The 23,047-nt window shown below is 52.3% G+C and carries 21 protein-coding genes; 14 read left to right on the top strand and 7 right to left on the bottom strand.

What is annotated here, in order from left to right:
- The first annotated feature begins 216 nt into the window (after window positions 1–216).
- The 8 genes from MTBMA_RS04325 (at window position 217) to MTBMA_RS04290 (ending at window position 11,882) form a co-directional block, all read left to right on the top strand.
- Window positions 217–2,694 carry a DEAD/DEAH box helicase gene (locus tag MTBMA_RS04325; RefSeq protein ID WP_013295703.1) on the top strand — a complete coding sequence of 826 codons (2,478 nt, stop codon included), beginning with the start codon at window positions 217–219 and terminating at the stop codon, window positions 2,692–2,694.
- A gap of 14 nt (window positions 2,695–2,708) precedes the next feature.
- Window positions 2,709–3,623, top strand: coding sequence for a ribonuclease H-like domain-containing protein (locus MTBMA_RS04320; protein ID WP_013295702.1), 915 nt, complete (start codon window positions 2,709–2,711; stop codon window positions 3,621–3,623).
- A gap of 86 nt (window positions 3,624–3,709) precedes the next feature.
- The gene (locus tag MTBMA_RS04315) at window positions 3,710–4,021 is read left to right on the top strand and encodes a hypothetical protein (protein ID WP_013295701.1); all 312 of its coding nucleotides are present in this window, start codon (window positions 3,710–3,712) and stop codon (window positions 4,019–4,021) included.
- Window positions 4,021–4,347, top strand: a complete 327-nt coding sequence (locus MTBMA_RS04310) for a hypothetical protein (RefSeq protein ID WP_013295700.1) — start codon at window positions 4,021–4,023, stop codon at window positions 4,345–4,347. The genes MTBMA_RS04315 and MTBMA_RS04310 overlap by 1 nt, the downstream gene beginning before the upstream one ends.
- A 96-nt stretch (window positions 4,348–4,443) precedes the next feature.
- Window positions 4,444–9,234: a DUF3320 domain-containing protein gene (locus MTBMA_RS04305; protein ID WP_013295699.1), complete on the top strand. Its 4,791-nt coding sequence runs from the start codon at window positions 4,444–4,446 to the stop codon at window positions 9,232–9,234.
- A gap of 27 nt (window positions 9,235–9,261) precedes the next feature.
- Window positions 9,262–11,241: a histidine kinase dimerization/phosphoacceptor domain -containing protein gene (locus MTBMA_RS08815; RefSeq protein WP_083772491.1), complete on the top strand. Its 1,980-nt coding sequence runs from the start codon at window positions 9,262–9,264 to the stop codon at window positions 11,239–11,241.
- Window positions 11,242–11,352: 111 nt separating this feature from the next.
- Window positions 11,353–11,637, top strand: a complete 285-nt coding sequence (locus MTBMA_RS04295; protein WP_013295697.1) for a hypothetical protein — start codon at window positions 11,353–11,355, stop codon at window positions 11,635–11,637.
- On the top strand, window positions 11,634–11,882 hold the full coding sequence (locus MTBMA_RS04290) for a hypothetical protein (protein ID WP_013295696.1): 249 nt from the start codon (window positions 11,634–11,636) through the stop codon (window positions 11,880–11,882). Before MTBMA_RS04295 ends, MTBMA_RS04290 begins: the two co-directional genes overlap by 4 nt.
- Window positions 11,883–11,953: 71 nt before the next feature.
- On the opposite strand, the gene MTBMA_RS04285 is transcribed toward MTBMA_RS04290, so the two are convergent.
- Window positions 11,954–12,652: a hypothetical protein gene (locus MTBMA_RS04285; protein WP_013295695.1), complete on the bottom strand. Its 699-nt coding sequence runs from the start codon at window positions 12,650–12,652 to the stop codon at window positions 11,954–11,956.
- A gap of 239 nt (window positions 12,653–12,891) precedes the next feature.
- Here MTBMA_RS04285 and MTBMA_RS04280 point away from each other — a divergent pair, with 239 nt between their 5' ends.
- The 4 genes from MTBMA_RS04280 to MTBMA_RS04265 all read left to right on the top strand — a co-directional run bounded on the left by MTBMA_RS04280 (window position 12,892) and on the right by MTBMA_RS04265 (window position 16,104).
- Window positions 12,892–13,164, top strand: coding sequence for an ATP cone domain-containing protein (locus MTBMA_RS04280; protein WP_013295694.1), 273 nt, complete (start codon window positions 12,892–12,894; stop codon window positions 13,162–13,164).
- Between the two features lie 264 nt (window positions 13,165–13,428).
- A complete protein-coding gene (locus MTBMA_RS04275; RefSeq protein WP_013295693.1) occupies window positions 13,429–14,304 on the top strand; it encodes an extracellular solute-binding protein in 876 nt (291 codons plus the stop codon).
- A gap of 70 nt (window positions 14,305–14,374) precedes the next feature.
- Window positions 14,375–15,061 carry an ABC transporter permease gene (locus MTBMA_RS04270; protein WP_013295692.1) on the top strand — a complete coding sequence of 229 codons (687 nt, stop codon included), beginning with the start codon at window positions 14,375–14,377 and terminating at the stop codon, window positions 15,059–15,061.
- A gap of 2 nt (window positions 15,062–15,063) precedes the next feature.
- A complete protein-coding gene (locus MTBMA_RS04265) occupies window positions 15,064–16,104 on the top strand; it encodes an ABC transporter ATP-binding protein (RefSeq protein WP_013295691.1) in 1,041 nt (346 codons plus the stop codon).
- On the opposite strand, the gene MTBMA_RS09225 is transcribed toward MTBMA_RS04265, so the two are convergent.
- The 6 genes from MTBMA_RS09225 to MTBMA_RS04245 all read right to left on the bottom strand — a co-directional run bounded on the left by MTBMA_RS09225 (window position 16,097) and on the right by MTBMA_RS04245 (window position 19,597).
- Window positions 16,097–16,810 (bottom strand): thiamine pyrophosphate-dependent enzyme, encoded by a 714-nt coding sequence (locus tag MTBMA_RS09225; protein ID WP_013295690.1) that lies wholly within the window; start codon window positions 16,808–16,810, stop codon window positions 16,097–16,099. The two genes, MTBMA_RS04265 and MTBMA_RS09225, sit on opposite strands and share 8 nt — an antisense overlap.
- On the bottom strand, window positions 16,807–17,199 hold the full coding sequence (locus MTBMA_RS09220) for a thiamine pyrophosphate-binding protein (RefSeq protein ID WP_013295689.1): 393 nt from the start codon (window positions 17,197–17,199) through the stop codon (window positions 16,807–16,809). The genes MTBMA_RS09225 and MTBMA_RS09220 overlap by 4 nt, the downstream gene beginning before the upstream one ends.
- Before the next feature lie 3 nt (window positions 17,200–17,202).
- A complete protein-coding gene (locus tag MTBMA_RS09215; protein ID WP_013295688.1) occupies window positions 17,203–17,841 on the bottom strand; it encodes a thiamine pyrophosphate-binding protein in 639 nt (212 codons plus the stop codon).
- 9 nt (window positions 17,842–17,850) lie between these two features.
- On the bottom strand, window positions 17,851–18,105 hold the full coding sequence (locus tag MTBMA_RS04255) for a cytochrome b5 domain-containing protein (RefSeq protein WP_238523409.1): 255 nt from the start codon (window positions 18,103–18,105) through the stop codon (window positions 17,851–17,853).
- A 65-nt stretch (window positions 18,106–18,170) separates the two neighbouring features.
- A complete protein-coding gene (gene dps, locus MTBMA_RS04250; RefSeq protein ID WP_013295686.1) occupies window positions 18,171–18,722 on the bottom strand; it encodes a DNA protection during starvation protein in 552 nt (183 codons plus the stop codon).
- Between the two features lie 83 nt (window positions 18,723–18,805).
- Complete coding sequence (locus tag MTBMA_RS04245) at window positions 18,806–19,597, bottom strand: ZIP family metal transporter (RefSeq protein WP_013295685.1); 792 nt, start codon at window positions 19,595–19,597, stop codon at window positions 18,806–18,808.
- A 151-nt stretch (window positions 19,598–19,748) separates the two neighbouring features.
- Between MTBMA_RS04245 and MTBMA_RS04240 the strand changes: the two genes are divergently transcribed.
- Window positions 19,749–22,499, top strand: coding sequence for an ATP-dependent DNA helicase (locus MTBMA_RS04240; RefSeq protein ID WP_013295684.1), 2,751 nt, complete (start codon window positions 19,749–19,751; stop codon window positions 22,497–22,499).
- Between the two features lie 41 nt (window positions 22,500–22,540).
- Window positions 22,541–22,957: a YkvA family protein gene (locus tag MTBMA_RS04235; RefSeq protein WP_013295683.1), complete on the top strand. Its 417-nt coding sequence runs from the start codon at window positions 22,541–22,543 to the stop codon at window positions 22,955–22,957.
- Window positions 22,958–23,047 lie beyond the last annotated feature (90 nt).

The following is a 23,047-nucleotide window of genomic DNA, read 5'->3' as shown; positions in this document are numbered from 1 at the left end:
GGTTCTGGTCCTGGTATTCTGATTCCTCTGATACACAGCCCGCCACTGCAAGAACGGCAAGTGCTAGGATAATCACAATTACTCTCCTGATATTAACACTCCCCTCTTCACTGTTAAATAATATGGGTTTACACGTATATATTAATTTTGAATCACGTGGGGAGAGATCCATGAACTGAAAAACATTTAATAGGATCGTCCCCCAATTCTATTAACATGGTTAAAAGGGTGCTTGAGAGGTTCACCAGGGACTGGCGCTTCAGGGATGCGGTGGAACACGTTGAGACGGTCCCCGCAAGGAGAGCTGAATACGCAGAGGTCAAGGATCTCCCTGAGAACATCATGGAGTACCTTGAGGGAAATGGCATCAGACTCTACCGACACCAGGCAGAGGCCCTCGAGGCAATAAGGGAGGGCAGGAACATTCTCATAACAACCCCAACGGCCTCAGGGAAGACCCTGGCCTTCAACCTCCCCATAATGGAGACCCTAACCCTCGATGGGAGTGCAACGGCCCTCTACATCTACCCTGCCAAGGCACTCTCAAGGGACCAGCTGAAGGTTCTGAGGCACCTGGAATCTGAGCTTGGAATCACACTGAACCCGGCAACCTACGATGGGGACACCCCCAGGGAGATGAGGCCATGGATACGTGAGAACTCACGGGCAGTCCTCACCAACCCCCACCAGCTCCACCGTATCCTCCCATGGCACCACCAGTGGAGGAGGTTCTACAGTAACCTCAGGTACGTGGTGATAGATGAGGCCCACCAGTACCGGGGTGTCTTTGGATCAAGTGTGGCGCTCCTCATAAGGAGGCTAAGGAGGATCTGCAGGCATTACGGTTCAGATCCCAGGTTCATCCTTGCAAGTGCAACCCTTGCCAACCCTGAGGAGTTCTCAGGTAAACTGACTGGCCTGGATTTCCATGTTATCTCAGGGGACACGTCACCCTCCGGCCCCAGGCACTTCGTACTCTACAACCCCTACAGCAAGAGGGGGGACCCATCGGCACACCTTGAAACATCATCCATACTCACCTACCTTGTTCTGAGGGGTGTTCAGACCCTCTGCTTCACCGTTTCAAGGAAGATGGCTGAACTTGTAACCCGGTGGACCAGGGAACAGCTTGACAGGGAAAACAGGAAGCTCATTGACCGTGTGACATCCTACAGGGCAGGTTACCTTGCAGATCAGAGGAGGATGATAGAGTCAGGGCTTCGATCCGGGAAGCTCCTGGGCGTCACCACCACCAACGCTCTGGAGCTTGGAATAGACATCGGGTCACTGGACGCCGTCATAATATCAGGGTACCCTGGCACCATGATATCCACCTGGCAGCAGGCAGGGAGGGCAGGGAGGAACAGGAACGACTCCCTTGTTATCCTGGTGGCATTCGAGAACCCCCTGGACCAGTACATCATGAAGAACCCCTCCTTCATCTTCGAGAGGCCCCATGAGAACGCCATAATCAACCCTGAAAACAGGTTAATACTCAGGAACCATACGGCCTGCGCGGCATCAGAGTTACCCCTCACCCTCGACGACTTCCTGGACCACGACTTCAGCATGGCGGTGGCAGGGGAGATGCTCGAGGAGGGGGAACTTGAAATCTCACAGGAGGGACTGGTGTGCAGCACCGACCCCCATTTCAGGTATGGGCTGGATGATATCTCATCAGATACCTTCACGGTGATATGTGAGGGCAGGACACTTGAGACCATGAGCAGGTCCCAGGCCTACAGGGAGGCCCATGAGGGGGCTGTGCTCATGAACCACGGCAACACCTACATCGTACGGGACTTTGACCTGCAGAAGAGGAGGATAACCGTTGAGAGGAGGGACGTGGAGTACCATACATCGGTCCTCAGGGAGACTGAGCTCAGGGTGATCAGGAAACTCAGAAGGAGGCGGGTGGGAAGCCTTGAGGTCAACTTCGGGGAGGTTGAGGTTACAGAGCACTACACCGGTTACAGGGTCATGAACTACAGCAGGGTCCTGGGTAAGAGGGACCTTGAACTTCCACCCATCAGGTTCAGGACCAGGGCACTCTGGTTCACGGTACCCGAAACTCTCAGAAAGAGGGTTGAAGGGGAGTACGGGGATGATGAAACATTTGAGGGCGGACTCCACGGGGCTGAACACGCGCTCATAGCACTTTTCCCCCTCCATGTGCTCTGCGACAGGATGGACATAGGGGGACTGTCAACCCCATGGCACCAGGACACACAGGAGGCAACGGTGTTCATCTACGACGGCTTTGAGGGTGGCATAGGACTTGCTGAGAAGGGTGTTGAGGTCTTCGAGGACCTTCTCAGGTCGACACTTGAACTTGTATCATCCTGCGGCTGCAGTGACGGGTGCCCGTCATGCATCTACTCCCCAAAATGTGGCAACGACAATTCACCGCTCCACAGGGACGCCACAGTGATGATACTCGAACACCTCATGGGTATGGTCTCTGGAGATGCCAAGGAGGAAAGCAGTGAGGAGGCCCCAGCTGTCCTTGAGGAGGTTGAACTCCTCTGCAGTGAGGGAAGGCTCTCTGATGCCAAACTGAAGCTGCATGAGATCCTTGAGGAGGAGCCAGAAAATGCAGGGGCATGCTACCTCATGGGGGCCATCCTCAGGGAGCAGGGGGAGGCTGAAATGGCCGATTACTTCCATGAGAGGGCCAGGAATGGAATGAATTGAATGGGGGGTACTGGATGTTTGAAAAACTCAAATGGGACCTCATGATGGAGTACGATGGAGTGGAGCTGGAGGAGGCCATCGGGGCATCCAGGGTGACCGCTGCTGGTTCAGAGGCACTTGAGGTATCCTTCACCAGGAAGGTGAGGTTCAGGGTGCGGGAATCAGTGGATGACATCCTCTCTGACCTCAAGCTCCTCAGGGGTGTTGGGCCGGTCACCGAGGAGCGGCTGAAGTCTGAGGGGTACCTCACGGTTCCCGACCTCCTTGCACATGAGAGGTACAGGGATGAGGCCTCCAGGGTCCTTTCCATGATCCAGTCAGGGGATGTCTACAACCTTAGGTGTTACCTCAACGCCTCCTCATCCGATGAGAGGGTGCTCACTGCTCTGGGACTCCTTGAGGGTGAGATGTTCACCTTCCTTGACATCGAGACCCTCGGGCTCTCAGACGAACCGGTGATACTCACTGGCATGGCCTGGATTGAGGATGATAAGATCCATGTGAGGCAGCGCCTCGCCCCTGAACCCTCCATGGAGGCCGCCGTCCTTGAGATATTCCACCACATCCCACCCGATTCGGTCCTTGTAACATTCAACGGGGCGAGCTTCGACATTCCCTATATAAGGAGGAGGTCAGAGTTCCATAACCTGAGTAACCGGCTGGAGCAGTGCCACGTTGACCTCTACCATGTGTCAAGGCGCCTCTGGGGTGGCAGTCTGCCTGACTGCAAACTCTGCACAGTTGAGAGCTATATACTGGGTGTGGAGAGGGACCTTGACATTCCAGGGGCATATGTGCCTGACTACTACCACACCTACCTCTCAACCGGTAACCCGGGACCCCTCGTACCCGTGGTGGAGCACAACAGGGAGGATATAATCAACATGGCCCTCCTCCTCTCACACATTAACTCCGGGTCCACTGATTGAACGGTTATGGTGCTGATGGGGATTCTGGAGGTGAAAAACCCAATAAATAAATATTTCCTTTAACATAATATCTGGTGGTGTTTTACATGGATATCCTGATTCTTGTAAACCGCGTGGCAGGGCTCATCCTGGGGGTCATGATAATAGTCTCATGTCTCATGATAATCTCGGAGCTGAGGTCCAGGGAACTTGCGGTCTCCATGCTCTTCCTTAAGAGGAGGGAGTCCAGGATTATAGCTGCATCCATATTCATATCATCCATCTTCACGGTACTCGTGGGCCTCACATTCGTGGGGGGACAGTCAGAGTTCGTGGTTGAGGGCCTGCTGAACCTCAACGCCCTCTTTCTCCTTGTAGCGGTGGGACTCCTGGCCTCGGTCATGGGGGGTGATGCCTGATGGTCCCTGGCTGGCTCATCATGATACCACCCATCCTGACCCTGTACTTTGCAGCGAGGATACTCTTCAACAACCTGAGATACAGTGAGGCGGCCCTGGGAATGCTCTTCTCCAACATCAATGAGACCACATTCCTCCTGAGGGTATTCGCTGTTTCAATGATATTCTTCTCGGCCACGAGGGTGATGGACCTCATTGACCTATTCCACCCGATACCCTGGAATGATGAGATAATAGCCTCCATAATATGGTTGGTTGACATCGTCCTTGTCTATGTCTTCTACAGGGTTGCAGCCACCACAGCACCCAAGGAGAAGAAGATCTGATGGGATGAGTGCAGACAGCTAATGATCTTTATAATAGAATCTGAATGTAGGGCCCAGTACCTCGGTGCGGGATATAACTGTTGAGGGAGAATCTGAATGGATAAATCTGCGAGGAAGATCATCGAGAGGGAATTTGAGAACCTGAGGGAGAAACTCCTTGACCTCACAATGCGAAACCAGCTCCTGAATTTCAGGCCAAGGTCAAGGACGGTTGAGGTTGTGAACCACGACCCTGAATACATATACACATACCTTGTCCTCAACGGGGGTAAGATGAAACTGGCCCCCAGGAGGGAACCTGAAGAAGAGACTGACCCCGGTAATGACCTGGAGGACCCTGAAGGTGAAGTGGATACCGTTAACGAGCTGGAGGACCCTGAAAGTGAAGGGGAGCTTGACCCCGGTGATGAGCTGGAGGACCTTAAACCCGATGATGAGAACGTCCTACTGACCGACCTCACAGAATCTGAACTCCAGAGGAGGCTCTTCTACATCAACCAGAGGGCCAGGACGATGATCCAGGAGCAGGGCTACAACATACTCTACCTCGCCCTGGGTTTCCTTGAGTGGATGGCCGCAGATGAACCTGACATCAGGAGGGCCCCCCTGGTTCTCGTCCCGGTGGTCCTTGAGAGGCGAAGGGCGGGCTCATCATTCTCACTACGCTGGGATGGCAGCGAGATCATAACCAACATGTCACTCCAGGCCAGGCTCAGGGAGGAGGGAATCGAACTACCTGAATTCAGGATGCCCCAGGGTCCGTCAGGGATCTCGGAGTACCTCAGGAAGGTTGAGGACGCGGTGAAATCCATGGATGGCTGGGGGGTCACCGATGAGGTCCAGCTGGGTTTCTTCTCATTCACCAAGTTCCTCATGTACATGGACCTTGACCCGGCATCCTACTCAAACTGGGATGAGATAGTTGAACGCCCCCTCCTTAAGGCCCTATTCTCCATTGAAATCGATGAGGACGACGGGGAGGTGGACATAGACAGCATCCCCTACGAGGACCTCTACCACGTGGTTGACGCCGACTCATCCCAGATCGCGGTTATAGAGGATGTAAAGGCGGGTAAGAACCTTGTGGTTGAGGGGCCACCAGGGACAGGGAAGTCCCAGACCATAGTGAACCTCATAGCCGAGCTCATGGCCGCAGGAAAGACGGTACTCTTTGTGAGTGAGAAGATGGCGGCCCTCGAGGTTGTGAAGAGCAGGCTTGACTCCATAGGCCTCGGGAGGTTCTGCCTTGAACTCCACTCCCACAAGGCCAGGAAGAAGGACGTCCTCAATGAACTGGAGTCAACCCTCATGGAGGCAGAGGCAGAGAGGCCAGACGCCGAGAGGGAATTCAGGAGGGTTGAGAAGCTGCGCGATGAGCTCAACGAGTACAGGAGAGCCCTCCATGAGCCACTGTACAGCATACAGCTCTCACCCTTCCAGTTATTCGGGATGAAGGAGAGCTCAGAGAGATACTTCAATGGTGAGCTGCCATTCGTCAGGATACCCTCACCTGAGACCATAACCCCCGATGAGTGGGACGAGGCCCTGGTGGAACTGAGAAACCTTGCAAAACTCGCAGAACTCCTCCCACCCCTCCATGAGAACCCGTGGTCAGGCACCGACCCCGGGATGATGCTACCCTCCGATGTGAGGGAACTTGAGGTCCTCCTGGAGTCGGTGATGAAGATTACCGATAAACTGATGGCAGCACTCAGGGAATTCCAGGAGAGGTACGGCTTCAGCCCAGTTAAGAATACAGGGGACCTTGAGAGGCTCGGGGAGGTGGTCTCTGTGGTTGCAGAGTCACGCCCCTTCGACCTTGGCGTCCTTGAATCAGAGATCTGGGACCGCTACAGGGCCGACGCCTTCACCCTTCTTGATAAACTCGAGGCATACACCCGCAGGAGGGAGATACTCGACAGGTTCCATGAATCTGTCCACAGCGTGGATCTGGAGGCCCTCCTCAGGGAGTACCTCAAGGAGTCATCCAGCAGGATAAAATTCCTGAGCGGCAGGTACAGGAAGGTAAGGAATGAGATAGAAGCCCTTTACGTTGGAAGGGCCCCTGAGAATGACTATGAGATCGTGGAGGACCTTGAGAACCTGATTGATGTCATGAGCCTGAGGGGGGAACTTGAAAGGTACAGTGGGGTGGCCGAGAGGTTCTTTGGTTCAATGTGGAACCCGGAAAACCCATCCATCCAGGACCTGAGGGCCACCGCGGAGTGGATAGTGAGGTTCAGGGACCTCCACAGCGATGGTCTCATATCAGAGAGGGCACTGGAGTGCATCTCTGATGGCCTTGACGGTGATAGGCTTCTCTCTGAATTCCATGAAATCCTCGAAATCCACAGTGAACTCCAGGATAAACTTTCAAAGCTCCAGACAAGGATAAACACCCATGCCCATGTCATATTCAACTCAGCACCGGAGGAGGTTCCGTTCCGCGCCTGGAGGTCAAGGGTTAAGGCCTGGAGGGAGGCCCTCAACCTCCTCCCCCTCTGGTCCCAGTACCTTGAGAAGAAGAGGCTCTGCATGAAGACGCGGGGGGCCGCATTCATACCACTAATAGAGTCTGGGATAATCAGCATGGAGGATATAAGGCATGCAATGGAGGGTAACCTTGCAGATGCCCTCCTTGAGAGGGCCTTCAGGGAGATACCAGCCCTTTACACCTTCATTGGTGACCTCCATGAGGCCAGGATAAGGGAGTTCAGGGAGCTTGACTCCAGGATAATCGAGCTCAACAGGAAGAGGCTCATACATCAGCTCACAAGCAACATGCCCACAGTCTTTGGAGGGGCGGCTCCAGACTCTGAGGAGAGCATCCTCAGCGGTGAATTCACACGTAAGAGGGGGCATATGCCCCTCAGGAAACTCCTTAAACTTGCAGGTGGCGTTATAAAGAGGATAAAGCCCTGTTTCATGATGAGCCCCCTCTCCATTGCACAGTACCTTGACCCGAGGAGCAGTGAACTCCAGTTTGATGTGGTGATATTCGACGAGGCATCACAGGTTAAACCGGAGGACGCCCTGGGGGCATTCCTAAGGGCCAGGAACGCTGTGGTGATGGGTGATACCAACCAGCTCCCACCAACCAGTTTCTTTGACCAGATGCTCACATCTGAGGAGGACTCTGAGGACGTGGCCACAGCGGCTGACATTGAGAGCATACTCCACCTCTGCAAGAGGAGCTTCCCTGTGAGGATGCTGAGGTGGCACTACAGGAGCCGGCACGAGTCCCTGATCGCGGTGTCAAACCAGGAGTTCTATGACAACAGGCTCCTGGTGTACCCTTCACCCTCAAGGGAGGATGGGGAACTGGGACTCCACCTCAGGTACCTTCCAGACACGGTATATGAGCGCGGGAGAACCTCATCCAACCCCCTCGAGGCCGCAGCCGTTGTTGAGGCCATAGAGGAACACTTCATGAGGTACGGCACATCAAGGAGTCTTGGTGTGGGCACATTCTCAGTTGCCCAGATGAACGCCATACTTGAGGCCCTCGAGGAGAGGCTTCGGGAGAACCCTGAACTTGAGCGGCTCATAAATCAGGAGACCGATGAGCCATTCTTCATAAAGAACCTTGAAACCATACAGGGGGATGAGAGGGACGTTATCTTCATCAGTGTGGGCTACGGCTTTGATGAGAACGGAAGGATGTCCCTCAACTTCGGGCCACTGAACCAGGAGGGCGGTGAGAGGAGGCTGAACGTCCTCATAACCAGGGCCCGTGAGAAGTGTGTGGTTTTCACCAACTTCAGGGCATCGGACCTTAAAACCGGACCTGGAACCCCCTTCGGTGTCAGGGCACTTAAGAGGTTCCTCAGGTACGCAGAGACAGGTGTGCTTGACTCAGATTCCACCAGTAATTCACAGGGCCTCTTTGAGGATTCGGTATACGAGTTCCTGGTTGACCAGGGATTCGAGGTTGACCGGGGCGTCGGGTGCGCCGGTTTCAGGGTTGACTTCGCGGTTAAGGACCCCGATGACCCTGGCAGGTACATTGCAGGGATCCTCACCGATGGTGAGATGTACAGCAGGGCGGAGGTTGCAAGGGACCGTGACAGGCTCAGGGAGGAGATCCTCAGGAACCTGGGCTGGAACATCATCCACCTCTGGTCCTCGGACTGGTACCGGAACAGGGATGAGACACAGAGGAAGGTTGCAGATGGCCTCTCTGAGATAGTTGATAAAACCAGGGAATCCAGGGAGCTACAGGAGGTGACTGAGGTGGGGATTCCGGTGGAGGTTGATGACCCTGAACCCCCTGAGTTTGATGAGGATTTAGATGAGTCCACCATAGAAGAGCAGGATGCAGCAGAACCACTGGAGCTTTCCGATGAATCCAGGGGGGAGGCTGTTGCCAGTTACGTCGAATACAGCACCGATAAGTTAAGAAAACCCGACGACCTCTACAAAAACCCGACACCCGTGATATCATCCGTTGTGAGTGAGATAGTATCAATGGAGGGTCCTGTGCATGTTGAGGAGGTTATAAGGCGTATAAGAGAGTCATGTGGACTTAGAAGAGCAGGGCGAAGGGTGAGGAGCATAATAAACTCTGCAATTGAGATGGCAGAGAACAACGGTAACATCAAGCGGAGCGGTGACTTCCTGCTCCTCACAGAGTCCATGCCGGTCACCGTGAGGAGAAGGACTGGCAGGGTTGACATCTCACTCATATCCCCAATGGAGATTGAGGAGGCTGTGAGAATAGCCCTCAGGTCCACCTCAGAGGTTGATGAGGTTGTGACACGGGTCTCAAGGATGTTTGGCTTTAAAAATACCAGCAGGAAGACTGCCACAGGTATCAGAAAGGTCATAGAGGAGATGGCCCGGAGGGGTGAGGTGGTGGTTGAGGATGATACCATCAGACCAGTTTGATGCAAGCATACCGCCATTTAGATTCGCATGGAGGCGTATATGAACCCCTACTCAATCATATCCCTCCTTGCATCTGTGATTGCATTCTACACATCGGTATTCATCTACTACAGGAACCCCCGTAATAACCTCAATCTGCTTGTATCCAACCTTGGTGTTGCTGTATCATTCATGGCATTCACCGAGTTCGTCTACCGGACAGTGGCAGCACCCGACGATGCCCTAATATGGCTCAGGCTGAGCCTCCTCTGGCCCATTATACCTGCAATTCTCCTCCACATATCCCTCACCTACACACGAAGAAGGGTGGGTAAACCGGCACTTGCAGTAATCTATGCACCTGCACTTATCTTCATATTAACGGGACTCCTCACTGACCTCTTCATTTCCGGTCCACTCCTCACATATTATGGCTGGACCTACGCCCTGCCGGAACCACCTCTGGTCTTTGCACTCTTCTCGCTCTGGACCGTTACCCTGACACTGACAGCGGCAGCCATCACCCTCAGGGACTACCTGAGATCCCGAGGGTACAGGAAGAGGGAGTCCCTCTACATATTCACGGGTCTTTTCGTGCCTCTGATTGTGAGCTTCACAACTGACTTCATCTTCAGGGACCTTATGGGACTGGTCTTCCCGGAGTTCACCCAGACCATGCTATCCATTGGCCTGCTCTTCATTGCCTACGGGGTCTGGAGGTACGACTTTCCAGAACTCTCACCTGCCATCGCTGCAAGGAGCATAGCTGATGTTATGCCCAACTTCCTCATCATAACAGACCTTGAGGGGAGGGTTACAAGCTGCGGCAGGAGCGTCCATGAGAAGCTCTCCTACAGCTCAGAAGACCTGCGGGGTAAACCATTCTGGGATCTGTTTGACCCATCTGACAGGGAGATGCTCAGGGAGGTGGTCTCTGGTTTTAGCTCATCTGAAATGGAGACCAGGATAATCTCATCGGACGGAAGGACAACTGACGTTCTCCTCACAGCATCCCCCATAAGGGGGCGCTTCAGGGAGCCCATTGGGTTCGTATTCATTGCAACTGATATAAGCCTCCAGAGGAGGGCCACAGAGAGGCTCCGTGAAAGTGAGATGAGGTTCAGGGGAGTTGCAGATAACATATCAGATGGTATCGCAATAACCGATGAATCAGATACTGTAATCTACTGGAACCGGGCACTTGAGGAGATAACCTCAACTGGAAGGGATGATGCTCTGGGAAGGAAGATGCCTGAGATATGCTCCGAGGTGATCCTTGAGACCCGTGGAAACGATGAGTTCCTCATAAGGGGTGAGAGGGTGGTCAGAATCTTCAGATTCAGCATCATGCCTGGTCTTGGAGCTGTGCTTGTGAGGGATGTTACAGAGGCCAGGAGATATGAGGAATCACTGATATCCGCCCTCAGGGAGAGGGAGACACTTATAAGGGAGATACACCACCGTGTAAAGAATAACCTGCAGATAATATCAAGTCTCCTGAACATGCAGAAGCCCTACATAAGGGACGCTGAGGACCTCAGGATATTTGAGGAGAGCCAGACCCGTATAAAGTCCATGGCCATGATACACGAGAACCTCTACCAGTCAGAGACCCTCTCAGAGATAAACATGAGGAACTACATCTCACGCCTTGCAACTGAAATCCTCTCAACCTACGGGGCCTCGGGTATCGTATCAGACATCAGAGTGGATGATCTGAGCCTTGATATTGAGCTGGCGGTCCCCCTGGCCCTCATAGTCAGTGAACTTGTCACAAATTCAGTAAAGTACGCCTTCCCTGATGGCAAGGGGAGAATCATAATCAGCTTTAACCTTAAAGGTGGGGTGTACCTCCTGGATTACAGGGATACAGGCCAGGGGCTTCCAGAAGATTTCAGTTCAGGTTCATCGGATTCACTGGGGATGACCCTTGTGAGGGCCCTTGTTGGTCAGCTTGACGGTGAACTTGAAACCTTCAATGAGGGAGGGGCGGTTTTCAGGATAACCTTTCCTGAGAGAAGTTCCTGAACCGTGTGATGAGGGGACAATACAATGATAAACTGTTTCTAGTGAAGTTCCTGAACCGTGTTAGGGAAAGAACTAAATTATCCAGTGGACATATATGTACATGGTGATAGGATGATCCCCTATGGACGTGAATTTCAGGTGGCCCAGCTCATATCCACAGTTATAACCGGTCTGAGCCTCATCTACATGCTGAGGGTCTCTGCCCATGACGGCAGGTGGATCCCCATGACCATCGCGGTTTTCATGCTCTTTATATCAACTGTGTTCGGTTTTATGAGGGAGATAATGGCATTTGATCTTATGAGGACCATTGAGTGGGTTTTCATCATGCTTGCAGCGGCAATGTTCCTCTATGCCTCACTGAGGTCCAACAGGAAACTGGAGGCTGAGACATGATACTAGTTCTCCTAAAGGCCGCATCCCTCATATTCATAACCCTTGCAGCAGCGGTTTCTGTGAGGAACTACATGCTCACAAGGTTCGCATCAGGGGTCTGGGGATTTGTGTCCATGGGACTTGTAAGTGGTGCCATAATCGTGGCTGTGAGGTTCATAAAGGAGTTCATACCCCTCATGGAGTTTGAGGTGGTTAAAATCTGCCTTCTCCCCGTTATGATGGCTTTCATCCTTGCAGCGTCATGAGCTTAACAGAGACATACTGAAGCCCATCTAGTTTTACTATTCGTAAGTTAGAGGGATGATCTGATGCCTATCTAGTCCTCCTCTTCATCTATCCCCTCGAACCTTGCTATCTCATCAACCCAGTCAAGGCAGTAGTTCTTCTCCTCAGCCCTTCTTATGAGTATTATGCCTGTCACTGCCCCAAATATACCTCCTATGAGATCTGTGAGGAGGTCCATCATGGTATCGGTGAGCGGATCCATAACGGGTGAGCCCTGGGTGGGACCAGTGGGGAGGAAGTGCTCTATGTGCCTGTAAAGGTGGTGGTCGTAGCCATACTCAACCAGTTCAAGGAGGGCGCCTATACCCAGTGTCACGAATATTATGAGGAACGCCATTATGAAGAGACTGGTCCTTATCTTCCCGTAGACGTAGGCGGTGTAGAGGAGCATCATCCCGATGAGGGCCACTATGAAGGGGACTGTGAAGTGCATGAACTTGTCATAGTAGGCTATTCTCCCGTACAGACCAAAGGTATTGCCCAGTATATACTCCAGTGCAACCACGGTGAGGAAGAGGATCTCTATCTCAACAGGGATGACGCTGAGGCCATCAGGGTGCCTGAGGGCCGGGAGGTACACCACGGCCACCGCAAGGAGCGTCATGAGGCCGAAGACCTTTGTGCCCCCGGCCCCGAAGACCACTATTATCAGGCCCATAACCACAAGGAATATCCTCATTGCCGTAAGCAGCTTTCTCTTCCATGAACCGTTCTCTCTGCATTCATTCATCCTTCAACCTCTCCATGATGTACTTCTCGGCCTCATGAGGAGGCCCCCAGGTGATTCAGGTTCATCGAGTACACAATACATCATCAGATAGTCCCTTCCCGGGAGTCATTCCAGTACCATGTGTTTTGAATACCTTTATTTTTATGTAATCTGTTCTGAATAAGCTTTATGAGGTCCTTCCTTTTTTTAACTGGAAAAAAATTTATTGAAAGATGAACATAATATACAGGGTGATCATTATGAATGTGATAAAGAGAAGGGGTTCCAGGGAGGCCTACGACCCATCAAAGATACGGGCCTCACTTGAGAAGGCTGCCATTGATGCAGGTTACAGTCCTGAGGAGAAGAGGGAGATCATTGAGAAGGTCTACCAGACCGTTACAGAGAAGATAAAGGGTGAGGAGGAGATCAAAACCGATACCATAAGGATGTGCCTTTTAACCGAGCTTGATAAGTGCGAGCCCTACATTGCAAGGTCTTGGAGAAGATTTGAGAAGAAGTATAAGGGTTAGGGTCTGCTTTTTACTTTTTTTGAGGATTTGAGAAGAAGTATAAGGGTTAGGGTCTGCTTTTTACTTTTTTTGAGGATTTGAGAAGAAGTATAAGGGTTAGGGTCTGCTTTTTACTTTTTTTGAGAAAATGTAACGATAGTTTAAGATTTTGAGGATCACCACTCTTTTGTTTGAATAGCTGACACGACCTATTCCGTCATAAAACCGATATGCATATATATTGCATGTCGATACAGTATATCTGTTGTAATGGAGGTTCCAAGCATGGAGAAAAAATACGTTGCTATGGCGGCTCTTATTGCAGTGATCATAGGGGCAGCCATTTATGGGATATCAGACAATGGAAACAGGCAGATACTCAGAATATCCACAACAACAAGCCTGGAAGATACAGGGCTCCTTGAGAGTGTGGAGGCAGCATTCGAGAAAAAATACCCTGACATCGATGTGCAGATAGTTTCAGGTGGTACGGGTATAGCCCTTGAGCGGGGAAAAAGGGGCGACGCCGACCTCGTCATAGTGCACGACAGAACCAGGGAGAAGGAGTTCATAAAGGAGGGTTACGGTACAGGAAGATACCCCTTCGCCTACAATTACTTCTACATTGTGGGACCAAAGAGTGACCCCGCGAATATCAGTGAAGCTAAATCTGCAGAGGACGCATTCAGGAGGATCCTTGAGGCAGCAGCCAGAAACCCCTCTGTGAAATTCGTATCAAGGGGGGACAACTCAGGCACCAATTCAAGGGAGATAAAGATCTGGAAAAACGTAACAGACTACAACGCAACAGTCAATGGATCAGCATGGTACATTGAAACCGGGAGCGGAATGGGGGACACACTCAGGGTTGCAGACCAGAAGGGCGCCTACACACTCACAGATTCAGGCACATACCTTGCCTACAGAAGCAACATCACACTTGTGACATACCTCACACAGGATAAGGCGCTACTGAATGTCTATGCAGCAATACCCGTGAACCCAGAGAAGGTGAGTGGTGTGAACAGCGTGGCTGCAGAGAAATTTGTTGACTTCCTCCTGAGCGATGAGTGCCAGAAACTCATAGCAGATTACGGAAAGGATAAATACGGTCAGTCACTCTTCACAGCCCTCTTTGGAGGGGATGAACCAAAAAGCTAATAGGAATACTTAATATTTACTTTTTACTTACAGATTTCAACTGATTTAATTTTCCAGGAGATGCTGGGAATTGAATGAGATACTAACTGGATTCTTAAGGGCCATTGAACTCATGGCATCACTTGACCCTGAACTCATTGACATAACAGCAAGAACCCTCATGATCTCAGTCTCATCCACGGTCCTGGCATCTCTAATTGCAGTTCCGGTGGCGGCGATGATTGACCTGCAGGATTTCAGAGGAAAGAGGGCCCTCCTTAACATCATACAGACCCTCTACAGCATCCCCACGGTACTTGTGGGCCTCTTTGTATTCCTCCTCATCTCACGCTCAGGGCCACTGGGTCCGCTCAACCTCCTCTTCACACCTGCCGGCATGGTACTCGGCCAGACCATACTCATCCTCCCGCTGGTCACAGGTTTCAGCATCACAGCCCTCAGAAGTGTTAAACCGGAGCTCAGGGACCTTGCAAGATCCCTGGGCGCCACCGAGTTCCAGGTTATGCTGAGGGTCCTGGAGGAGGCAAGGTACGCTGTCATGGCAGCCATCATACTGGGATTCGGGAGGGCAATCTCAGAGGTCGGGGTCGCCATAATGCTCGGTGGAAACATAAGGGGCTTCACAAGGGTCATAACAACCGCCATATCACTTGAAACCTCAAGGGGAAACCTTGAACTATCAATAGCCCTGGGGATAATACTCCTCATCATATCACTGGCCGTTAACACAGTACTGAACCATTTCCAGGAGAAATAGTCATGAATGTGCTTGAACTCCACGGGATAGAAAAGACCTACCGGGACGTGAGGGTTCTGGATGATGTGAATCTTGAGGTCAGGGAGGGTGAGACCCTGGGGATCATAGGGCCCACAGGGGCAGGGAAATCCACACTTCTACGTATAATAAACCTCCTTGAAAGGCCTGACAGTGGCGAGATAATCTTCCAGGGCGAGAATGTGGCTGAGAAGAGGGAGGTGGATGTCAGGAGAAGGATGGGCATGGTATTCCAGAACACCCCCGTATTCCGGGGTACCGTGAGGGAGAGCATCCTCTACGGTCCCCATGTGAGGGGAATGAAACCAGAGGCCAGGGAGGTCCGGGAGGTCCTTGAACTGGTGGGCCTTGAGGACGCCTCAAGGAAAACCACTGAACTGTCTGGTGGTGAGAGGCAGCGCCTGGCCCTTGCCCAGGTACTCATAAACCGGCCTGAACTTGTGCTCCTGGATGAGGCAACATCGAGCCTTGACCCTGTATCCACAAGGAGGATGGAGGAGGTCATAGCTGGGCTTGACGTTACGGTGGTACTCACAACCCATGACCTCATCCAGGGCCAGAAGCTCTCTGACAGGATAGCCATACTCAACAGGAGGATCCTCCAGGTGGGTGAACCAGCTGAGGTGTTCAGGAGGCCTGCGAGCAGGTTCGTTGCAGAGTTCGTGGGTGCAGAGAACATACTGAGGGGAAGTGCCAGGGTAACCCCCGACGGTGTAACCCTCATAGAATGCGATGGCGTGAGTATCTACTCGTCAGAGGAGGCCGAGGGCATGGTTTCAGCCACCGTGAGACCCGAGGATATAACCGTATCCTGGGGGAGGGTGGAGTCAAGTGCACTGAACCAGCTCCGGGGGACCGTGAAGGCGATACGTGATTCAGGCACCCTGCAGGAACTTGAGGTCAGGTGTGGTGATGAGACACTAACTGTCCACATGACAGCAAGGTCACTCCACGATATGGGGATCACCACAGGCTCAGAGGTCTGGCTTGAATTCAAGGCATCCGCGGTCCATGTAATCAGATGAAGCGCCTCGGATCGGTTTCGATGTCCACGACAACCGGTCCATCTGTTCCGAGGGCATCTGAAACAGCATCCTCCAGTTTGTCTGGTTCGGTGACCTGGATTCCCCGACCGCCACAGTTCTCAGCGAACTCTGCGAAGTCAAAGTTCTGCAGTTCGGTCTGCCAGGTGGGAAAACCCTCAACCAGCTGCTCCTGCATTATCATCCCGAGGCTCCTGTTGTTGAGTACGAAGACCCTCACAGGGAGATGGTACTTAACCGCGGTGAGAAATTCAGCCATGACCATGGAAAACCCTCCATCACCTGTTATACATGCAACCTCCCTGTCAGGGAACTCCAGCTGCGCTGCAATAGCAGCTGGAAGCCCGAAACCCATTGAACCAAGGTACCCCGAGAAGATGAGCCTCTGTGTGCCCCTCATCTGGAAGTTCCTTCCAAACCACCAGCCGTTCTCACCAACGTCAAGTGCTATGACTGCCCCCTGATCAAGGAGGTCATTGAGGACAGCCATTATGTACTGTGGCCTTATGGGCCTTGAGGATGGGTCGATTTCAGATTCAAGAAGATCCAGCCACCTTGCCCTGAGTTCCCTGAGCTCTGCCCTGTAGGACTCCCTCCTCCTCTCACGGGTCATGGAGAGAAGCTCAGGTACTGTGTGTGATGATCTACCCTCGAGGCCCATCTCAACCGGGTGGCGCCTTGCGATCATGAGGGGTCTATGTCAATCTGCAGGATCCTCCCAGGGGGAAGCTGGGTGAGGTCAGAGAAGGATGATCCGATAACAATAAGGAGATCAGCTTTTCTAACAGCCTCTGCAGCCGCAGTGGACCCCAGGCTCCCGTGGCAGCCCAGGTAAAGGGGGTGGTGGTTATCAACAACCCCCTTACCCCGGAATGTGGTCACAATACCGGCCCCTATCCTCTCTGCAAGTTCAACAACACTCTCTGCCGCTTCAAGCGCCCCGAAACCAGCGATTATTATGGGACGCTCTGCAGAATCAATTAAGGATGCGGCATCCTTCAGCTGATGTCTGGGAACGGTCACCGATACCGGGGCGATCGAACCGGCCAGCGGCCTCACTTCGGCAGTGCACTCCATTGTCTAAACGTCCCTGGGGACATCGATATGTGAAACACCCCTCTCAATGATGGCGTGTTTCAGGGCCTCCCCCACAATCTCCGGGGTCTCATCAGGGCTTATGATGGTCATGTTGTACACTGTCAGGGACTCGAAGAGGCTGTGCTGGTCTATCTCCTGACTTGCACCTGTCCCGATCCTGTAGGTTTCAACCTGTCCTGTCACAGCTATAACCGGCGCCCTGTCAAGGGCCGCGTCCAGGAGTCCGGTTATGAGGTTCGATGCCCCGGGGCCAGCGACTGCCAGGCAGACCGCAGGGTTTCCTGTGAGTTTGCCATAGGCAGAGGCCATAAATGCCGCTGCTGCCTCATGGCGCACCTGTATGTACCTCACGTCACTGTTCCTTCGTATTGCATCAACAAGTCCCAGTGTTGATGTACCCGGGATCCCGAAGACGTACCTGACTCCCCAGGCTGCAAGCTGTTCTATAAAAACATCAGAGACCGTCCTCCCTGTCCCCATGGATCTGGAACCCAGCCTCACAAACGCGTCCTTTGGTGCGTTGCATACCGGGCAGCGCCATTCCACCGGGAGTGAGTCGAATTCACCCTCATTTTCCTCATGGAAGATGTAATTGCATACCGTGCACCTGAAGTCTGCCATCTGAAGCCCTCATTTCACCTTCAGGGTACCAACCACAGGGAACCTTTCAAGGAGTTCCCTGCCATGGGGGGCTTTCTCCAGCTCATGGGTGAGATCCCCTCCTGCCCTGTGGATGACCTGGTGACGGCCATCCCTCCATAGGAAACTCTCTGATACATCATAGACAATCCCGTCACATGCAACGTATGCGGGACCTGAAATTCCATCAAATTTTCTGAGATCATCAGGGGTGAACTCCCTCATTCCACCACCCAGCCGCTTCACTTCTGGCCCCATTTTCTTCAGGATACTCCGTTGTTAACTCAGCCATCCCAGCACCATGGGAAAGACTATTCAAGGAATTTCCTCACAAAGGGTGATGTTTCACCGCGCCTCATGAAGTGCCCTGATGGGCCCTCACCCAGGAACTCTGAGAACCATGACTCATGCTGTATCTCCTCGTGGAGTATGGAGAGTGCCAGGTCATAGGTTCTGTGGTCCTTACCGGCCGTTATATTGCATATGTGGGTGTACTGCCTCACAGCGCACCTCTCTGCGGCAACAAGGACCTCAAGTATCTTCATGGTGTCAGTGGTCTTCTCAGGGAGGTATGCCGGGGGGCAGCCTGAGATATCATGGAATTCCTTCATATCCTGTGGGAGTTCACCTCCAAGTTCGTATATCCTTGGGACAAGTGCCTCAAAGTGGTTACGGTCCTCTATCCTTGCAGATTCCGCTATCTCCTTTATTCCCTCACCATCAAGGCCTATCAGGTTGGCCCTGAGTATCGTGTAGTAGTAGAAGGTTGTGAGTTCCGCCGCGGCGTTCTTCACAAGGAGTTCAACGAGTTCATCCACATCTATACCTGAATTTTCAACCATTTCACGGGTAACCCTGGCCATACTATCACCTCTGAATATTATGTAGGACATCCCTAATAAAATGTGATAGTGAATATCCTTCCAGGGTAATTTCTGAAAAAATTTCAGGAAAGGGCCAGGTCAAGTATCATCATGAGAACAAAGCCTAAAAGGGCTGATACCGTTGCAAGGTCCGTGTTACCACCACTCTGGCACTCGGGGATGATGTCCTCTATCACAACGAATATCATGGCACCCGCAGCAAAGCCCAGGGCGTAGGGCATGACCCATGAGAATGAGTAAACCAGAATAGCGCCTGCAAGACCCCCGAGGATCTCAACTAGACCCGATACCTGGCCGTAGGTGAAACTCCTCCATTCGGATAAACCCTCACCCCTCAGTGGCAGGGAGACCGCGGCCCCCTCAGGCAGGTTCTGTATACCTATACCCAGGGCCAGGATGATGGGGGCTGCAAGTTCACCTGTGGCTGCAGCGGCCCCGAAGGCAACGCCAACCGCAAGTCCCTCCGGGATGTTGTGTATGGCAACGGCAAGAAGAAGGAGCCTGTTCCTCTTCCAGGTGGTGGGGAGCCCCTCTGCATCCTCAGGGTCGCATCCAGGGTGAAGGTGGGGTATGATCTTATCCACACCTGAAAGGAAGAGTCCCCCTGCAAGGAAACCAAGGGCCGGCGGTAACCACTCGGCATACCCGTTGAGGGCTGAAAGTTCAATTGCAGGGACCAGGAGCGACCAGAAACTTGCAGCGATCATGATACCCGCTGCAAAGCCAAGTGAGGAGTCAAGGAGTTTTCTCTCAGCCCTTACAGGCAGAAAGACCAGGGCCGCCCCTGCAAGTGTCATGAGCCAGGTGAAGACAGTTGCAAGGAATGCGTTGAGGATGGGGTCTGCAGGGTTCATTGTAGATTGTATGTCTGTGGTAACCTAATAAAGTTACACAGGAAAACACATCTTGAGAAATCGGTGACTATAATATCACCACCGGGATTGCTGCACTGTTACTGGGGGAAAACATTAATATATTCACCACCCAATCTATGAAACAGTCACGATGACAGGATCACTCTGCAGGAAAGGGGAGGCGTGTACAGAGAACCAGAAGAGGGCCGTTAAGAAGACCGACGGGCCACTTGTAATTGTGGCAGGACCTGGTGCCGGGAAAACAAGGGTTCTTGTTGAGAGGACAGCTTACCTTGTTAAAAGAAAGGGGGTTAGCCCGGAGAATATACTTGTTATAACCTTCACAGAGAAGGCCGCAGATGAGTTGAAGTCAAGGCTCATAAACTGCGTTGGACTGGACGCCGAACTCATGCAGATATCAACCATACACTCATTCTGCAGCACCATACTGAGGGAGCACCCCGAGGAACATGACCTTGGAGCCGGATTTGAGATCCTGGACGAGGAGTCCCAGCTGATGTTCCTTAGATCAGTCTTCTACAGGATCGGCCTGAACAGCTTCATGAAGATGGGTGAGGTCCATGAGGCAATCGAATTCTTCAACAGGTGCACCGAGAACTGCGTGGACCCTGACGAACTCATGGAGGCCCTCAAAAAACGTTACCCTGATAAGAAGAGATACCATGGCATGGCAGCCTGCTACAGCCAATACCTGAAGGCACTAAGGGAGGAGAAGAAGATAGACTTCCCAGGACTTGAAAAGGAGGTTTGCCTCCTCCTTAAATCAAACGAGGATGTCCTTGAATCTGTCAGAAATAAATACAGGTACATAATGATCGACGAGTACCAGGACACAAGTCCCATCCAGGAGAGGATATTCAGGAGGATAGCAGAACCCAAATCAAGCATATGCGTCGTTGGGGATGAGGACCAGAGCATCTACGGGTTCAGGGGCGCCACCCCCGAGAACTTCATAAGGTTCAGGGACAAATACGATGCAGAGGTGGTGTTCCTTGAGGACAACTTCAGGTCAAGGGCCGGGATAGTGCTCACAGCCGACAGGTTCATGAGGGGGGAGCGGCACTACCAGAAAACCATAAAGCCTGTGAGGGGCGGCGGAACAGACGTGGTGATACTCAGGAGCCGTGATGTTAACTCCGAGGCCCGGAACATAGTATCCCTGATAAAGAAACTTAAATCCACAGGCAAAATCCCCGACTATGGATATGTTGCACTTCTATTCAGGAGCGTGCGCTACCATGCAGATAAGATACTGAGGGAGCTCAGAAGGGAGGGGATCCCCTACATAGTCCGCGGTGACGGGTCATTCCTCAAAAGGTACGAGGTAAGGAGGATGCTCTACTTCCTGGCCTACGTGGACCCCCCTGATTACGACGATAAATTCAGTGGAAGATGGGGTGGCTGGTGGAACATCTCCATGTTCCGGGGCGACTTCCTTGATCTGGGTGAGGAAACACTGGAGGCCCTTGAATCCCTTGAGAGGGATGTGAAACTCTCGGATTTCACCTCAATCCAGGAACTCGAGGCTGCGGGTATCAGGGGTGAGGATGCAGAGAAGATACTCGGCCTCAACAGGATCAGGGATGAACTTGAACAGGGCTCACTGAGTGTCCTCCAGACCTTCTACAGGATACTGGAGGTGACGGGTTACCTCAGAAGACTCCTCCTTGATGGTAGTGACAAGAGCAGGGCAAGGATATTCAACCTTGCAAAGCTCAGTTCACTCATAGACAAGTACGAGACCATAAAGCCGGGGGCCAGGATACAGGACATCCTCTGGTACCTCTACCTCCTCCCCCAGCACCTCCACCATGACGAGGCCGTCCTGGAGGACCCGGCATCAGTGAAGGTGATGACAGTCCACCAGGCAAAGGGTCTTGAGTTTCCGGTTGTGTTCATCTGCTCGGTCATAAAGGGAAGGTTCCCTGGTATAAAGAGAAGGAGAAAGGAACTGGTGCCCATCCCCCAGGAACTGCTTCTCTCATCTGGGGAACCCGAGGATGAGGACCGTAGGCTCTTCTACGTTGCAATGACGAGGGCACAGGACGCGCTAATCATCTCCACCGCACCCAGAATCAACACAAGGAAGGTGGGGATCTCACCATACATCACCGAGTTAAGGGAGAAGTGCGGGATATACGAGTGTGAGTGCACATCCATTGAGGGGTGCCTTGAGAGGGAGTGGGCAGAGGAACCCCTGAGGATCAACTTCTCGGCCCTCTTCACCTACGAGGAGTGCCCCTTCAGGTACATGATGATCTACCATTACGGCTTTGTCTACCCTGAAACATTCATGCAGCGCTACGGTATCATACTCCACAGGTGCCTCGAAGAGTTACACCTTGCAATGAAGAATTCAGAGGATATAAACGGGGCATTCATAAGGGAACTTGTTGAAAGGTGCTGGATACCCATGGGGAGAGACGATGAGGTGAAAAAGAGGCGCCTTGAAAGGGAACTCCTCAACTACTACCATGACAGCAGGGACCATATAGAGGAGGTTGTCTCGGTGGAGGAGCCATTCTCCATACCCGACGATGATATAATAATAGAGGGTCGGACCGACCTCATCATCAGGAACTCTGGGGGTGAACTGGAGCTTGTGGACTTCAAGGCCCGGGAACATGGGGGTATTGAGAGGATGGGGCTCGAATACCAGCTCCGGACCTATGAGTATGCACTGAGGGACAGATACAATTTTGACAGGCTCTCTGCATACGCAATAAGGGACTCCATGAGGATGTCATTTGACTCCGACCCCAACTTCACTGTGAGGGAGAGGATAGAGGAGACAGTTCAGAAAATAAGGAGTGAGTGCTTCGAGCCCCGCAGGAATCAGTTCTGCTCAAGGTGTGTGTTCAGGAACTTCTGTGGGGTATAGGTCTGTGGACTTTACGCATTTGGGTGATTGAGGTGTTTCTGATGGATTTCACACATTTCTATGATGTTTTAAGGGAGAACATTAACAGTTACCGTGGAGAATATGAGAGGATAGTGGACTACGCCCCGGATCTTTTCCGGCTGCTGGCTGACGTGCTTAGGAGTGATGAGCTGGGGAGTGATGAGCGGCTGAGGATATCCGCCGCCATGGGCTACCTGGTGGCCCCCTACGATGTGATACCCGAGGAGATCTATGGTCCACATGGATACATAGACGACGTGTACCTCTGTGCTGTGGTTGTGGATGAGCTTGCATCCAGGCACGGGTACGGGTTCCTGGAGGAGTACTGGGCTGGCGATGAGGACCTTGAATACGTGATTGAGGAGTGCATGGAGAGGGCCTCGGAGATACTGGGAGAAAAAACAGAGGAAATACTCTCATATGCCGGTTTGAGGTGAAAGGTCTAAGTTTTATGATTTCCAATATTACTTTAATATGATTTTTATATGAAAAGCCCTATTGTTTTAAGAAATTTTATTTTTTAATCT

It is taken from the genome of Methanothermobacter marburgensis str. Marburg, assembly GCF_000145295.1.
Classification (GTDB): Archaea; Methanobacteriota; Methanobacteria; order Methanobacteriales; family Methanothermobacteraceae; genus Methanothermobacter; species Methanothermobacter marburgensis.
The sequence above is the reverse complement of the archived record's forward strand: the minus strand, read 5'-3'. Positions and strand labels throughout refer to the sequence as shown.

Bases quoted from the DNA above. Each gene is read 5' to 3' on its own strand.
- MTBMA_RS04275 (WP_013295693.1), top strand. From the start codon at position 13,429: ATGGAGAAAAAATACGTTGCTATGGCGGCTCTTATTGCAGTGATCATA.
- MTBMA_RS04325 (WP_013295703.1), top strand. From the start codon at position 217: ATGGTTAAAAGGGTGCTTGAGAGGTTCACCAGGGACTGGCGCTTCAGG.
- MTBMA_RS04320 (WP_013295702.1), top strand. From the start codon at position 2,709: ATGTTTGAAAAACTCAAATGGGACCTCATGATGGAGTACGATGGAGTG.
- MTBMA_RS04245 (WP_013295685.1), bottom strand. From the start codon at position 19,597: ATGAACCCTGCAGACCCCATCCTCAACGCATTCCTTGCAACTGTCTTC.
- MTBMA_RS04285 (WP_013295695.1), bottom strand. From the start codon at position 12,652: ATGAATGAATGCAGAGAGAACGGTTCATGGAAGAGAAAGCTGCTTACG.
- MTBMA_RS09225 (WP_013295690.1), bottom strand. From the start codon at position 16,810: ATGATCGCAAGGCGCCACCCGGTTGAGATGGGCCTCGAGGGTAGATCA.
- MTBMA_RS04240 (WP_013295684.1), top strand. From the start codon at position 19,749: ATGACAGGATCACTCTGCAGGAAAGGGGAGGCGTGTACAGAGAACCAG.
- MTBMA_RS04280 (WP_013295694.1), top strand. From the start codon at position 12,892: ATGAATGTGATAAAGAGAAGGGGTTCCAGGGAGGCCTACGACCCATCA.
- MTBMA_RS09220 (WP_013295689.1), bottom strand. From the start codon at position 17,199: ATGGAGTGCACTGCCGAAGTGAGGCCGCTGGCCGGTTCGATCGCCCCG.
- MTBMA_RS04235 (WP_013295683.1), top strand. From the start codon at position 22,541: ATGGATTTCACACATTTCTATGATGTTTTAAGGGAGAACATTAACAGT.
- MTBMA_RS09215 (WP_013295688.1), bottom strand. From the start codon at position 17,841: ATGGCAGACTTCAGGTGCACGGTATGCAATTACATCTTCCATGAGGAA.
- MTBMA_RS04295 (WP_013295697.1), top strand. From the start codon at position 11,353: ATGATCCCCTATGGACGTGAATTTCAGGTGGCCCAGCTCATATCCACA.
- MTBMA_RS08815 (WP_083772491.1), top strand. From the start codon at position 9,262: ATGGAGGCGTATATGAACCCCTACTCAATCATATCCCTCCTTGCATCT.
- MTBMA_RS04315 (WP_013295701.1), top strand. From the start codon at position 3,710: ATGGATATCCTGATTCTTGTAAACCGCGTGGCAGGGCTCATCCTGGGG.
- dps (WP_013295686.1), bottom strand. From the start codon at position 18,722: ATGGCCAGGGTTACCCGTGAAATGGTTGAAAATTCAGGTATAGATGTG.
- MTBMA_RS04290 (WP_013295696.1), top strand. From the start codon at position 11,634: ATGATACTAGTTCTCCTAAAGGCCGCATCCCTCATATTCATAACCCTT.
- MTBMA_RS04305 (WP_013295699.1), top strand. From the start codon at position 4,444: ATGGATAAATCTGCGAGGAAGATCATCGAGAGGGAATTTGAGAACCTG.
- MTBMA_RS04310 (WP_013295700.1), top strand. From the start codon at position 4,021: ATGGTCCCTGGCTGGCTCATCATGATACCACCCATCCTGACCCTGTAC.
- MTBMA_RS04265 (WP_013295691.1), top strand. From the start codon at position 15,064: ATGAATGTGCTTGAACTCCACGGGATAGAAAAGACCTACCGGGACGTG.